Below are 15,090 nucleotides of genomic sequence, written 5' to 3'. Positions count from 1 at the left end.
GTTTCCGAATAGCATATTTTTGTCGAACTCAAATTATGACTTAAATTTGGTCACATTTTCAGCCTGTTTCTTTAAAAGCACAGAGTTATATTCACCAGGTGGAATATTATTTAAATAATAATTTCCAACATGATATAAACGCCAACGAATCGGATCATGTGTGGTATGCGTACGTGCATTACGCCAGAAACGATCTAAATTCCATTTTGACAAAGTAGAGCTTGCTCCAAGTAAGCCAAAGATTTCACTGGAAATTTTCAAAGATGCATGGTCTGACTGACTCCGTGTGGCAGCCACAGATAAAATCAATTCAGTTTGTAAGGCTTCATCTTCCAGATTAGTTAAATGCTGCTCAAAAATCGCTGCTGAGCGATCTAAAAGTGCTTCTGCTGAACGGACCAAAACTGCAAACTCACCAATTTGCTTAATGATATGCGGTTCCTGTGTCGGGGAGTCGACGCCACTTTCCACCCAAGGACGAGCATTCTGTTGCAAATAATCAATCCCCCCTTCAAGTGCACCTTTAGCAATACCTGTATCCATAGCTGCATGCAAAATCTGAGGCCAAGTTAAACCTGTGCGTAGCACTGTCCCTAAACCACCAGTATTGCGCTTGGCAACATAGCGTTCATCGACAACAACATCTTTAAAATTGACTGTGCCACTGACACTATTGTTTTGCCCCATTGCATCCCAATCATCGAGCAGTTCTACCCCATGCGTATCACGATGAATCAAGATCGAAACAGGTCCATCATCACTGCCTGCAAATAAAGAGATCCACTCGGCCAATAAAGAGCCTGTGGAATAAAATTTACTGCCATTTAAGATTAACTGCCCTTGTGAATTTCTTTCTACACGAGTCTTATGCTGAAATTTATCTTTTCCGCCCACTTCTGCGAGTGCATTGCCTAAACGTTTACCACTCAATACATCACGCAATAATTGATCGCGAATATCATCCTCATAACCCGTTAAAATTCCTCGAAACATGGTGAAATGAATTTGTAGAAGTTGCCCCACACCACCATCAGCAGATGAAATGATCTTTACCACATTGACCAATGTGGTAATACTCGCGCCTAAACCACCAAATTGTTGAGGAACAATAATCGCTGTCAGACCTGCTTCCGAAATTAAGCGGGCCTGTTCATAAGGAACACTTTTGTTATATTGAGGATCTTGAGAAAATTCAGTCAGTTGTTTTGCTACTGCCTTGGCAATATCCAATGCTTCTTGTTCACTTTGAATATGTCTTATACTGCCCAATTCTAAAAAATTGTGTTGCTGAATATCGTTCATTTTAACTCCGGAAAATCTCTTGTTTTTTATGCACAGATACGCTGTGCTGTAGTCTTAAATAAGCTGGGTGCATGTGTGAGCAAAGTTTTGGTATACGCATGTTGCGGATGACTCAGTACTTGATCGGTTTCACCGTATTCCACCAGATGGCCATTTTTTAAAACGGCAACTCGATCAGCAATTGCTCGAACTACCCCAAGGTTATGGGTCACAAAAAGTAAAGTTACGCCTTGCTTTTGCAGTTGTTGCAACAGTTTTAAAATAGATGCTTGTACTGACACATCTAAAGCAGAAGTAATTTCGTCGCAAATCAAAACATCAGGCTGACATAACAGCGCTCGTGCAATCGCTACACGTTGCCGTTCTCCGCCAGATAAATCTCTTGGGTAGAGTTCTTGAACCTGTGGAGGAAGCGATACTTGTTGAAGTACCTGAACGACCTTTTGTTGAGTTTCTTGCTGAGATGTAGCAAAAAAGTGCTGAACCACTTTAGTGAGTGTCTGTCCTATGGTATGTGCTGGATTCAAGGCTTTATATGGATTTTGAAAGATATACTGCAGTTTATGTCGTTGTGTTAACTGACGTTTTTGTCCCTGCAAGGACAATACTTCATCTGCTAAAATCACCTGACCTTCTGCATTTTCATTCAGTCCTGCAATCACTCTAGACAGTGTGGTTTTACCTGAACCAGACTCCCCGACTAAGGCCAAACATTCTCCACGCTGTATTTGAAAAGAAACATCGAAAAGTGCTTGTTGCTGGCCATACCAAGCATTGATATGTTCTACTTTAAGCAGTGCCTGTTGATCTGTTTTTAATTCAATCAGATGCGGATCAAGCTCTTGAAAATTGATCACGCCCACTTCATCCCAATGATGACAAGCAACAAAATGTGGATCAAATGCTTGAGATAGCAGGGTTAATTTCGGTTGCTGTTGATGACATAATTCGCTAGCGAAAGTACATCTTGCGGCAAAGGCACATCCTGTTGGACGGTCATTCGGTGCGGGTGCATGTCCTTCGATGGGGGATAAATATTTACGAATCGACACATCGGGGATGGCATTGAGTAAACCTTGGGTATAAGGATGTTTTGGCGTTTCAAATAACTGGCTTAATGCAGCATCTTCTGCAATCTGGCCTGAATACAGGACGATTACGCGATCTGCAATATCTTTCACCACAGTCAAATCATGTGATACATAAATTGCTGCGACATTATATTCGCGACATAATCTACGAATAATATTCAGCACTAAAGTTTGGGTCGTAACATCCAATGCTGTTGTCGGTTCATCCAAGACAATTAAGCGAGGCTGTAACAAAAAGGCCAATGCTAATAAAATCCGTTGTTGTTGCCCGCCGGAAAGCTGATGAGGATAGCGTTTTAAAAACACATCATCCTGAGGCAATCCCACTTCATCTAAAATTTTAGCAACTCTATGATTTCTTTCACTACTGGATAAGCGTGATTGATGGACTTCTAATAACTCAAGTAGATGCTGTCCAATTGTTAATGCGGGATTTAGTGCCGTTCCCGGATCTTGGGCAACGTGACTGATTTTATAACCTCGAATTTGACGCAAAGCGTAATCGTCAAGACCGAGGATATCTTGTCCATCCAGCGCAATTGTGCCTTGAATAATTTTGGCACCATGTCGTGCATAGCCCAATAACGCACTCGACAATGTGGTTTTACCTGAACCACTTTCTCCCACCAATCCAAGGACTTCGCCCTCGTTTAAATGAAAAGAAATATTCGAAACCACATGATTGCCTGTGTTGACCAATGCCACCGTTAAGTCTTTTACCTGTAGTACCGTATTCTTTAAAATCTCTGTCATGGTTACTTTTCCTCAATCCGCGCTGCGGCACGCCCTACACCTTCAGCCAACACATTGGTTCCCAGCGCAAACAAAGCAATTAAAATCACCGGTGCAAATACTGCCCACGGTTGAACCAATAACCCAGCACGATTTTCATTAATCATCAGGCCCCAATCGGCTGCAGGAGGTGCGATACCATAACCAAGAAAAGCCAGACCAGATAACATGCCAACAGCCCACGTCAACATCACCCCAAGATGAATTAATAAGGGTGTCAGCATATTGGGTAGGATTTCACGGAATAAAATATAGCTTTTCGAATAACCTAAAATTTTTGCGGCCTCTACATACTCTTGCTCAACCAAATTTAGCGCAACACTTCGTGCAAGACGTACTACCCCAGGAATAAAAGCAATCGAAACAGTGAGCACAATCAGCCATGGCTCACGCCCTAGCATCGAAACGATTAATAGCACTAAAATCAGATCAGGAAATGCCATAAAAACATCGGTAAGCCAAGTCACAAACTGGTCAACTTTATTTCGTGCAAAAGCAGCCAATATGCCTAAACAGGAACCAATAATTAAAGCCACTAGACTGGCAGCGAGGGTCATCCAAATTATTGAAGCACCACCCGCTAATACACGAGACCAAACATCATGCCCAATATAGTCATAGCCAAGAAAAGCCTGTGCTTCAGGCGCACCATAGGTCATACCCACTAATGCAGTTGGTTCAAAAGGAACCAGCACTGGGCCAATAAGCGCAAATATCAAAACTAAGCTTGTCACCACAAAACCAAAACGGACTTGTCGCTCAGAAATCAAGGCTTTAAAAAACTTACGTTGATACCAATGAAGTGTACTCATTTCCCCTCTCCTGAATTGATATTCTTCAAGGCATTACGGCGATCGACAGGCTTTACCGTAATCGGTCGGCCAGATTTCCATAAACGTAATGCCTGACGTAAACCAGGTGAGCGGGCTTTATGTTTTTTTGCAGTGCGTATTTTCGGTGTGAGTAAAGTGGTCATTAAGTCTGCAATTAAATTGACCACCACCACACAGATGGTCAGCAATAACACAATCGCTTGAATGGTAGGAATATCCCGCATTTCAATTGCTGCATTCAATGCATTGCCAATTCCGGGATAACTAAATACAACCTCGATAATTAAAGCCCCACTGAGTAAAACCCGTATGGTCAATGCCGTGCCTTGTACCACGGGCACTAAAGCATTAGGCAAAACATGCTTCCAGATAATGCGACGCTCTGGAATACCGCGTAATCGTGCCGAAGTGACATAATCAGACTCTAAGGCATCGATCATTGAGCCTCGCACAAGACGCATGAGATAAGGAATAAGCGATAAAGCTAACGTTAAAATGGGTAAAATTAAAAACTCTAACTGGCTAAACGGAGACTGCCCAGGAATCAGCAATGATGCAGCGGGTAATACATGCAAGATCGAAGTTGAAAATAACATCATCAGCCAAATGGCAATGACAAATCCGGGCACTGCTTTAAAAATAATCGAGCTAGATACAATGATTCGGTCTAGTTTGCGATCACGACGTAGCGATAACCAAACCCCAAGTAAAACTGAAATCGGTACAGTGATTGCCACCACCAAGCTACTCAAAGCAAGCGTATTACCAAAATAGTTTTGAATAATCTGTAACACAGGTACATTAGAATCAATTGAGCGTCCAAAATTACCTTGTAATAATTGAGTCAGCCAATTCCAGTATTGCACCAATATCGGTTGAGTCAGCCCCAATTGTTCACGCAGTATTTGAACCGTAGCTTCTGGTGCTTCTGGCCCTAAAATAACCCGCGCAGGGTCAGATGGAAGCGCTTGAGTCGCGATAAATACAATTAAACTAATCACAAAAATCACCAAAATTCCTGACACGATACGGGTCAAAAACCAAGGTAACCATGCAGGAAATTCAAATGACTTGGCGATAGCTGGATGTTGAATCGAGGTTTCAATTTTGCTGGCTTGAGTCGTCATCATCACTCCCCTTTACGCCAAAACTCATCAGTTCGCCATGCTGCAAAACCGGTTCGATCAGGTGTAACACCACCAATCTGATGAGAATGTGCATCTAAAACATTGTTAAAACCCCAAATCAGTAAGCCACCTTGTTCATGCTGAATTTGCTGTGCCTCATGCACCAGAACTTTGCGTTTTTCCAGATCAGGCTGTTGCAATGCGTGATGCACCAGCTCAGTAAAACGGGCTTGATTAAAACGGGTTTTGTTATTGGCTGCACCGGGTCCATCAATCTGCAATACCGTCAATAAAAATGGACGAGAAACATTTGAACCTGTACTCAATGCCCAATCTTGTTTGACTGCATCTGCAAATGTTGCAGCTTCAACTTGTTTAACGTTTACGATCACGCCAGCTTGCGCTGCATGTTGCGCAAACACCAAGGCGGCATTGCTATCTGGTCCTGTATATAAATCAACTTTTAAGTTTTGATCAAAACCAGCGGCTTTTAATAGTGTTTTAGCTTTGGCTAAATCTTGCTTACGCTGTGGAATTTCATGGTTATAAACAGGATCACTAAATGAATACAGATCGTTGGCAATTCGCCCTTGTCCCGCCAATGCCCGTTTCACTAAATCATCCCGATTGGCAATCAAACGAAATGCTTGTCTGACACGAGGATCATTAAACGGTGCTTTAGTGGTATTCATGTCAAAGGATTGCCAAGCATCTGTTTCAGATGAAACAACACTCAGTCGTTTATTGGCTTGAATCAAAGATAAATGCTCGGCACTAATACCCGATGCAATATCAATTTGCCCTGATTGCAAAGCAGCAAGACGCCCGGTTTGGTCTTTAAAATCTATAATTTCAATGGCATCTGCATAAGGCTGATTGTCTTTCCAATAATTTTCAAAACGTACGAAACGGGAACGTTGACCTGGGGTAAAACTTTCCAGTTTAAACGGGCCTGCTCCGACGACATTCTTGATTGGATCATAATCTGTTGGAACAATACCACCCCAACTCATCCATGCTTCAGGTAAGGCTACTAATCCTTTGCCTTGAGCAAATGGAATTTCAACGGTGTAATCATCACGCTTTTTAATCGCATCGCGCTGTAATGAATACAAATAAGCCGCAAAGGGAGACGCCAGTTTAGGATCGGTCAAACGACGTAAAGAGAAAATGACATCATCGGCTGTAATGGTTTTACCATGATGAAACTCAAGCTCTTTCTTTAACCGAATCGTCCATTTAGTGCCATCCTCATTGGGTTCTGCAAATTCAGCAAGCGCCAATTTAGGTTGAATATCTCGCCCCCACTCCCATAATTTGGCATATAACGGCCAACCTCTAAAGGCACTCGACATTCCAATCGGCTTATGGGCATCTAAATTTCCAGCTTGATTACCATTAATCACCCCAATTTTGATCACTCCACCTTTTTGCGGTGTGGCATGCTGGCTTGTATGTGCAGCAGCTTCATTTGCTGCTGAGGAATCGGAACGAGAACACCCGATCAGGCTTGCTGCTGCAATCGTACCTAGACCTAAACCAGTATTTTTAATTAATGCTCTACGCGTAATTTTACTCATAGGATTCTCCTTTTAAACCACAGTTTCTTGATTCAACAGAGAATCTACAGAGGAGCGCTTTTTTAACTTCGGTAACTCAAAACCATGATCGAGCTCAAGTAGAGGAAACAACAAGTCTGCAACACGGTAAACTTCAGTAATTAAAGGAAAACCCGACAAAATAAATGCAGATGTACCGTAGCTTTCATATTCTTGGATACGTTGAGCAATATTTTCAGCGCTCCCGACCAATGCGGTCCCCGCAGCGGGATTTAAGATATCAAAACCAAACAGTGATGGCCCTGTCCAAATATTTGGATAAATTTCAAAATCTTTAGCTTGAGGTAATATCCCCTGACGTAAGCGTTCTAAATTTTTTTGAACAATCGGGTTATTACTTTGATAGCTTTCAAAAGTTTCATTGGGTGGAAGCTGACGTTTTACTGCTTCAATCGCATAATTCACATCAATTTTATCGAGTAGAGACTGCGCGTATTGCCACGCTTCTTCTTCGGTTTCACGAACAATAATTTGTAAGCGAGTTCCATACTGCAAAGTTCGCCCAACTTTAGCGGCTTCTTTTGCAACCTTACTGAATTTTTCTCCCAGCAGCGGCGGTGTGTTGGCAAAGCTTAAATACACATCCAGCAATTCCACTGAATGTTGTACCCCTTTCGCTGATGTGCCAGCTCCCCACAGTGGTACGCCTTGTTTTTGGGTTGCCCCATGCCATTTTGACATCGGTGAAGCACCCTCTTGACGTGGAGCCACTTGAATAAACTCACCCTGAAAACCAGATTTATCGCCTAAATAATTTTGTTGAAATGTGCTCCAGTATTCTTTACTAAAGTCATAGCGTTCATCATGTGAATAATGAATACCCAAAGCGGCAAGTCCCTGATCATTGCCATTGACCACATTAAACAACAAACGTCCTTGAGAGAATGCGTCAAAAGTTTGTGCATATTTGGCTAAAACTGCGGGTTGAACTTCGCCTGGATGCTGCGCAACCAAAAACTTCAGGCGTTCAGTAAAAGGAATTAAACTCGCAGCAACCGCCAGTGTTTCATACTCACTTGTACCCATGAGCGAACCGTAAAACCCCAGACGATCTGCGGTAATTGCAATTTGTTGCAAATGTTCATAATCGGTATCCCAGCGTCCCGACTCCAACCAAGGATAGGGACCATCAGGAGAGGTGAGATACCATAAAAGTTTTACAGCCATAATATTCTCTATATTTGTTTTAAATCATGTTTCTAATGGAGTGGAAGTAATCCCAGTGATTTGGCTTTTTCAGTCAATCCGCTCATTTTCCACTGTTGCTGTAACACCCCTTGCCCATATTCACGACTTCCTCCAACCAATTCTGCTAACAGTTGAATTTGAGCACCTTCTTCAAGCAATAAAATAAATTCAGCAGTTTCCTGTAGACCTTGACGTCCCCAAACTGTGGCACCGCCATTGGCTTCCAAAATAGCCCGATGCTCAATATCAATCTTGAGTTGATCTAAAATGAAATCGACTTCTGCCTGACGGCGATCGATATAAATCGGTAATTCATTAAATAAATGAAAACGCTGAACAGGCACATATCGAATCGGTAGGGTTCGGTGTGTTTGGGCCCAAGCACCTAAATTCGGTGCATGTACATGAGAGATTGTGGTGACATCTGCGTGTTCACGAAACAGTTTGTTATAACGGCCACCAGCACCTTTTCGTCCCAATAAAACTTCACCATCAAGTTTCTCTACCAGTACTTTGCTTTTTTTATCTCGTGACCAAGGACCTGCATAGTTAAAGGTCACCAAGGTATTCTCAGGGGCGCGTTCAACAAAATTGACCGTGCCATTGGCAGTGATTGTGCTCGTCTCACGGAACACCTCAAATGCAAATTCAGCTTTTTCACGGTTGCGTTCAATAAAATCATTGAGTTCAGGGGAAAGTGGCGATTGAATCAGTGTAGTCATGATAAATATCCTGTTTTAACGTTGTTTATTTTGGCGACGCTTTAAAACTTCGAGTAATGGGCGATGATCGACCCATGTATCAAGATCTACGTCTTTTTCAAGGAAGCCATGTAACCAAAGAAAATCTTTTTGTTGTTTTAAAAGCTCAAGGCGTTCTTCACTTAATGAAGGATGTAAAGATTTATGGAAATTATTACGATACGCTGTAGCCACACTTTCAGCACCCGCAATGGTTTCATCTTGTAGAATAACCAGCACTTCATCTAAATGATCTTCTGCCCAGTCTGCGGTATCAAACAGCTCTTCCAGAAAATCCACGACGACATCAAAGTGATGTTCCAATAAATCTTCATGTACCGTGATAGGACGAGGTGTCCCGTTGTTCACACGTGAAGTCACATCTGCAAATTGATCTAAATCGATACCGACTTTTAAACCACGTTTGGTGGCAGCCTCAACAGCCGATGCCCCTTTGACATACACGGCATCCACCTCACCTGTAATCAAGGCATCAAGGCCTGACCAATAGGCACTGGCATCACGATCTTGTTTCGATTCAGCTCGCTCAGGAACTTCAATAAAATCAACATCACGAAAACTTAAATTTGCAAGTTGTAAAGCCCCTCGAATACCTTGCAATGACATGGCTCTAAAAATACTGCCTGCACGTTTATCGGCATATTCAGGTAAAGCCACTTTGGCATTTTTTAAGTCTTCAGGTTGACGAATTGCTGAATCAGGTCGAACAATAATCACTTGCCATTCATCAATCCAAGTTAATCCAATCAGACGACTTGGGGCACCTTCTGAACGTGCAGCCAAAGCAGGTACATTGCCACCCTCACGGAATAAAGCCGGAAGCTGATGATCAAAATGATGCACAGACAAGCCTTTACGTGCATCTTGCAATACCGCAACATCAATACCATGTCGCTCAAATTTTTCGACTAAGGTGCCGCGCTTTAATGAGATTCCTGTTGCAGTGGGTACTGGACATCGTGTGACCCAAATTTCAGATAAAGTACTTTTTACAAATTCTTTAGAATTTTCTTTTTTATCGACGACAAGTGACATAGGTATTCCTTAAGATACTTCCAATTTCATATCACTTGTATTGAGCAGCTTTTATGCCAATATTTATTTTTATAATTTTCAATGCCTTATGCAAAATATAATTTTAATAAATGTTTAGATTTCATCACTTGTTTTAGATTTAGTGTTGTTTTATCAACAGCGCTTTAAGCAAGCCTGCCCTGAGACACTCCCCTCATCCGCTTTATTTTTGATTGAACAGATTTAAAGTCCCTCATTGAATCAACATACAGCACCATATAAAAATATAGTGCTGTATCGCTTAAATTAAAAATCGATAGAAGCCGACAGCATATAAGTTCGAGGTGCGCCCAAGGCTAAACTGGACAATTGTGGCATGCCCCAATAGGCCTTATTGGTCACGTTATTGATACTCGCAGCTAAGCTCAGTGGAAAACTTGAAACATTGGTCTTGTATCTCGCCCCAACATCAAACAGTGTTCGTCCAGAAGCATGTAGTGTATTTTCCTGATTGATATATTGCTTTGAAACTGCTGTGACATTTCCAGTCAAGGTTAAACCCTGCAACATCGAAATATCCCACTCCATGCCTAATTTCGCCTGTTGCTTGGCAACCCCAGTCGCAGTATTGCCTTGATTTTTACCACCTGCAGTTTTGGTTAATTCAGGATCAATATAGGCAACACCACCGATTACACGAAGATTCGCAATAGGTGCTCCAAAGAAGCTCCATTCAATTCCTCTATTGCGCTGCTCGCCATCAGCAGTAAAAACATTGCTGATGGGATCGGTATAGCTACTTGGTTTTTCAATTTCAAACAGACTCAAAGTATTTGAGAATTTACCCAAGTCTACTTTAACCCCAAGCTCTTTTTGTTTTGTTTTAAAAGGTGCAAAAACTTCGCCCGCATTTGCTGCAGTATACGGTGCAGTTGAGCCTTGGCTTAAGCCTTCAATATAGTTTGCATATAAGGAAATATGCTCTGTGGCTTTAAACAATATCGCAGCCCCAGGTGTGGTGGCACTTTCATCATAACGTGATGTCCGACTGCCTGTAACAATATTAAAAGCTTCACTCAGCACATTCTGTTGTCGTACACCCAAGGTCAATTGGACTTGATCTTGAGCAAAAGATAAGGTGTCCGCAATCCCATAACTGTTTAAACGAGATGCTGTTTTAGAAATATGTGGCGCATTAAAGCGAACTGGATTTCCCCAAACTGGATGATAAAGATTGGTGATCCATTCAGCCCCAGCCACATTTCTTACCCCATAGTCATTTTGATCATGTTGGTAATACGTTGCATTGACAACCCATTGGTGACCAATAGATCCTGTATCAAATTTTCCTTTTATGCCCAGATCAGCTGATTTCTTTTCAAGGTCAAAAGCCAACTGACCAATCTTGGTTTCAAGCCTGCCTTGACTGTCGAGCACGGTCGCTGACATGGCACCATTATATTTATAATCAGTTTTACTTTGTCCATAAGTGGCATAGGCCATAACTCGATCACTCAAGTCATATTCGCCACGAAGCATAGCGCCCTTATCTTTGGTTTCAACAAAAGACCAGTCTGGATTTAATAGTGTGTCTGGTTTTGGTGGTTTAGGAATCGCAACCCCTGAGAGTAAATTAATCCCACGGTTGACACCATCTACTCGATCCTCAGCTGTATAGAGGTCTGCTGAAATACGTGCACGTTCGCCACGCCAATCCAGACCTAAAGAAACTAAGGCTGTTTTTTTATCTTGGTCTTTAATTGCCCCTGTTCCATCACGATATACTGTATTTAAACGTACACCAAAATCTTTATTTTGACCGAAACGTCTGCCGATATCGAGATGACCACCAAACTGTGAATCAGACATATAGGTCGCGGTAAAACGTTGCAATGGATCATCGCCTGCACGCTTGCTGACTAAATTGACCATGCCCCCCACAGATCCTGCTGGCGGCATCCCATTGAGTAATGCTGTAGGTCCTTTGAGGACCTCGATTCGTTCAAACATTTCGGGAGAAGTTCGATAAAAAGGTGTGATGCCAAACATACCATTCATTGACATATCACTTGTACTCGAAGCAAAGCCACGAATATAGTAGTTTTCACTCCAGCCGCCACTGGCGCCATTGGTAAATACCGAAGGGTCGGTTTTAGCAATGACATCGGTAATATCTTTTGCCTGTTGATTTTCAATATATTGGTCTGTATAGCCAATGCTATTAAATGGCGTTTCTAAAAAGCCTTTCTCACCTAAAAAACCCAACTTATTTTGCGAAGAAATCTGCCCCGCTAAAACACTGTTTTTTTCATTCACAGCTTGTACATGGATGGTGGGTAAATTTTGCAATCCCTCGTGATCTGATGATGGCAGATCAGGTGTTTGCGCATGAATTGTTGAGATCGGAATCACCAAAGTTAATCCGAAACCCAACAACAGTTGAGCGGAAATCAAGTTTTTCAGTTTAAATTGCGGGCTTGAATCTCGACACTGTGATTTCAAAGCATGCTGAAAAAGTGGACGACCATATTTCATATACAAATTTCCTTTCATTTTTTAAGCACAAGTTTCCCTATCACACTTTTTTATTGAAAAGTATGCTGTAGTCACTTGTTCACGGTATGGGTGCTTTGGCTAGAGCTTATCTGGCTATAAATTTATCGTGTAAAGACCTAATTCATAGCTGATACCCCTTGATGACATCATCAATTAAAATATGCATGGAGGTTGGGCTTGCCGCAGTGATGTACCAAGCATCTGCATCAACAAAAACCACTTTGCCATTTTTCCATGCTTTGGTTTGGCGTAATAAAGGATTACTCACCCGCTCAGCATCAATCGTCGGACGATGTTCCATGACGGCTGTACGATCGACGATATACAAAATATCGGGATCAGCCTGTTTGATAAATTCACTAGAAATCGGTTGACCATGCAAACTTGTATCTACCACTGTACTGGCTGGTTTTACCCCGAATGCATTAAATACAAAGCCATAACGTGACTGAACCCCAAAGTTGCTAAAGGCACCATTGTTATGTAAGACCACCAAAGCTTTTTCAGGACGATTTGCAGTTATTTTTCGTACTTCTGCTAATTTGGCATCCAATGCATCTACTTTTTGTGTCGCCAATTGCTGTTGATTAAAGATCTGGCCTAAAGTGATCAAATGCGCTTTAATCGCCTCAATGTGATGCTGCTGACTGTTATTGAAATTGATGTCATAGTGCACAGTTGGAGCAATTTTACTCAACGCTTGATACTGATTTGCTTGCAGTGGCGTCATTAAGATGATGTCTGGTTTGAGTGTGTAAATCCGTTCCATATTGGGTTGAACAATCGCACCTAGATCTTGAACCTTTTGATCATCTTTATACTTTTGCAAAAAATGCGGTACATAATCTTTGGGCATACCCGCAATAGGAATACTCAGTTGATCAAGAAAATCAGCTTCATTCATATCCAATACCGCAGCACGTTGAGGATGATAGGCAATGCTGGTGGTTCCTAGTTCATGTTTAACCATGATCGGGGTTGCTAATTTTTGAGCGCCTTGGTTCGCATCAGCAGCAGGTTTTTTGTCACATCCCGATAAGCTGATTGCGGCTATCATGCTCAGTGCCAGAGTCCAGCCGTTATTTTTCCATTTCATGTGTATTCAAGCTCCTGTTGAGTTGAAGTAGTTGCACATACAGCCTTGTTCACTGTAGGTAATTTCAAAATCAAGTTCATACAAATCATCTAATTGTTGCGCAGTAATCACCTGTTTGACTGGACCACTAAAACGCAGTTTGCCATTCTTCAATGCAACAATATGGTCAGAATAATTCGCTGCAAAATTGATGTCATGAATCACCAGAATCACGGTACGCCCCTGTTCATCACATAAACGACGTAATGCATGCATGATCTGAACAGCATGTTTCATATCAAGGTTATTTAAAGGCTCGTCCAATAAAAGCACCTCAGTCTGCTGAGCAATGGTCATCGCCAGAAAAGCCATCTGCCGTTGGCCTCCACTCAGTTCATCGATATAGGCTTTACGTAATGCTTCTAAATTTAGAAATTGAATCGCCTCATCAATCACCTGATGATCGTTTGCAGTCAAAGCACCACCGCTATAAGGGAAACGCCCAAATGACACCAGTTCTTCTACGCTCATGCGTAAGTTAAAGCTTGGAGACTGTCGTAAGGTTGCAACATATTTGGCATATTCAGCCGTTCGGATCTGGGTAATATCTTTCTGCTGAAATAAAATTTGACCTTGATCAGGGCTCGATAAATTCGCCAGCATCATCAATAATGTTGATTTACCCGCCCCGTTTGGACCAATGAGTGAAGTCACCTGCTTTTCAGGAAATTCAATATTGACATCCGAAAGCACACTTTTTCCCCCATAGGATTTATGGATATTACGCACCCTAATCATGAAACACCTCTGGCACGAACTGTCAGTACAAGAAAGTACACACCACATACCAAATTGACTAAAATACTGACTGTCGTTTTATAATTAAAAACATGCTCAACTAAAATCTGAGCGATAATAAATATGGCAATCGCCACAACACAACCGATGGCTAAGGTAAATTTATGTTGATGTGTTCTGGCGAGTGCATAAGCAATATTGGCAATAAACACCCCCATAAATGCGGTAGGGCCAATCAAGCTGGTTGAAATTGCAACCAAGACGGCAATCAAGGCAAGATAAAATTTGACGTATTGATGATGATCAATCCCCAATGAAATTGCCTGTTCACGACCGAGCACCATCACATCCAAAACAGCATATTTTTTTCTCAGTAACCCAAGAACCATAACAACCGTCACCACTGCATAAATTAATGTTTCAGGTTGAGAACGATTAAATGAGGCATAGCTGAGTCCTTGAAATACTGAAAACTCACCGGGGCTTATTTTGAGCTGGATAAACTGAGTGACGGTACTAATCACCATAGTGAGTACTAAGCCAAATAACAGCAGTTGAAAGACATCATTGCGCACTCGGGTCAGCAACCAACGGTGCATTGCCCACGAATAAAACAGCATCAGCAAGATTGAAACAAAGAAATTTCCATTTAAACCCAGCCATGACAATCCAGAAGTGCCAAGAAAAAACAGCAACATGACCTGCCATAACAAATAGACGGCTTCATAGCCCATGATGGATGGGGTTAAAATACGATTGCCGACGATGGTCTGAAAGATAATCGAAGAAAATGCAACACATATTCCGCCAAGCACGATGGTGGCGAGCCGAACCAGCCGTTGCGGAATGACATAAGCAAAATCAAATCCTGCATTTAGAAAAACAAACAATACCGCCAGCACCATTACGCTGAATACCAGCATCGATAGCTTCA

At 41.9% G+C, this 15,090-nt stretch carries 12 protein-coding genes; all 12 read right to left on the bottom strand.

Translation table 11 applies throughout. From position 1 onward, the window contains the following. Positions 1–33 precede the first annotated feature (33 nt). The 12 genes from ACQ7EO_RS05515 to ACQ7EO_RS05460 all read right to left on the bottom strand — a co-directional run bounded on the left by ACQ7EO_RS05515 (position 34) and on the right by ACQ7EO_RS05460 (position 15,079). Positions 34–1,302 (bottom strand): acyl-CoA dehydrogenase family protein, encoded by a 1,269-nt coding sequence (locus tag ACQ7EO_RS05515; protein ID WP_434279099.1) that lies wholly within the window; start codon positions 1,300–1,302, stop codon positions 34–36. Between the two features lie 26 nt (positions 1,303–1,328). Then, positions 1,329–3,146: a dipeptide ABC transporter ATP-binding protein gene (locus ACQ7EO_RS05510; RefSeq protein WP_434279098.1), complete on the bottom strand. Its 1,818-nt coding sequence runs from the start codon at positions 3,144–3,146 to the stop codon at positions 1,329–1,331. Between the two features lie 2 nt (positions 3,147–3,148). After that, the gene (locus tag ACQ7EO_RS05505) at positions 3,149–3,997 is read right to left on the bottom strand and encodes an ABC transporter permease (protein ID WP_239045134.1); all 849 of its coding nucleotides are present in this window, start codon (positions 3,995–3,997) and stop codon (positions 3,149–3,151) included. Beyond that, entirely contained in the window at positions 3,994–5,145 is a 1,152-nt protein-coding gene (locus ACQ7EO_RS05500) for an ABC transporter permease (protein ID WP_434279594.1), read from the bottom strand. Before ACQ7EO_RS05500 ends, ACQ7EO_RS05505 begins: the two co-directional genes overlap by 4 nt. Before the next feature lie 2 nt (positions 5,146–5,147). Beyond that, the gene (locus ACQ7EO_RS05495) at positions 5,148–6,725 is read right to left on the bottom strand and encodes an ABC transporter substrate-binding protein (protein ID WP_434279097.1); all 1,578 of its coding nucleotides are present in this window, start codon (positions 6,723–6,725) and stop codon (positions 5,148–5,150) included. Between the two features lie 12 nt (positions 6,726–6,737). Next, on the bottom strand, positions 6,738–7,931 hold the full coding sequence (locus ACQ7EO_RS05490; RefSeq protein WP_004823401.1) for an LLM class flavin-dependent oxidoreductase: 1,194 nt from the start codon (positions 7,929–7,931) through the stop codon (positions 6,738–6,740). Between the two features lie 32 nt (positions 7,932–7,963). After that, entirely contained in the window at positions 7,964–8,674 is a 711-nt protein-coding gene (locus ACQ7EO_RS05485; RefSeq protein WP_434279096.1) for a class II aldolase/adducin family protein, read from the bottom strand. Positions 8,675–8,689: 15 nt separating this feature from the next. Then, on the bottom strand, positions 8,690–9,748 hold the full coding sequence (locus tag ACQ7EO_RS05480) for an ABC transporter substrate-binding protein (RefSeq protein ID WP_004823403.1): 1,059 nt from the start codon (positions 9,746–9,748) through the stop codon (positions 8,690–8,692). Positions 9,749–10,033: 285 nt separating this feature from the next. Continuing rightward, positions 10,034–12,262 (bottom strand): TonB-dependent receptor, encoded by a 2,229-nt coding sequence (locus ACQ7EO_RS05475; RefSeq protein ID WP_434279095.1) that lies wholly within the window; start codon positions 12,260–12,262, stop codon positions 10,034–10,036. A 142-nt stretch (positions 12,263–12,404) separates the two neighbouring features. Then, positions 12,405–13,379, bottom strand: coding sequence for a siderophore ABC transporter substrate-binding protein (locus tag ACQ7EO_RS05470; protein ID WP_434279094.1), 975 nt, complete (start codon positions 13,377–13,379; stop codon positions 12,405–12,407). A gap of 6 nt (positions 13,380–13,385) precedes the next feature. Further along, positions 13,386–14,156 (bottom strand): iron ABC transporter ATP-binding protein, encoded by a 771-nt coding sequence (locus ACQ7EO_RS05465; RefSeq protein WP_056513049.1) that lies wholly within the window; start codon positions 14,154–14,156, stop codon positions 13,386–13,388. Then, positions 14,153–15,079 (bottom strand): iron chelate uptake ABC transporter family permease subunit, encoded by a 927-nt coding sequence (locus ACQ7EO_RS05460; protein ID WP_434279593.1) that lies wholly within the window; start codon positions 15,077–15,079, stop codon positions 14,153–14,155. Before ACQ7EO_RS05460 ends, ACQ7EO_RS05465 begins: the two co-directional genes overlap by 4 nt. Between the last annotated feature and the right edge of the window lie 11 nt (positions 15,080–15,090).

The sequence above is a fragment of the Acinetobacter sp. CE-15 genome (assembly GCF_051059255.1).
Lineage (GTDB): Bacteria > Pseudomonadota > Gammaproteobacteria > Pseudomonadales > Moraxellaceae > Acinetobacter > Acinetobacter guillouiae.
Note: the sequence above shows the minus strand (reverse complement) of the source record. Positions and strands in the feature narration are given on the sequence as shown.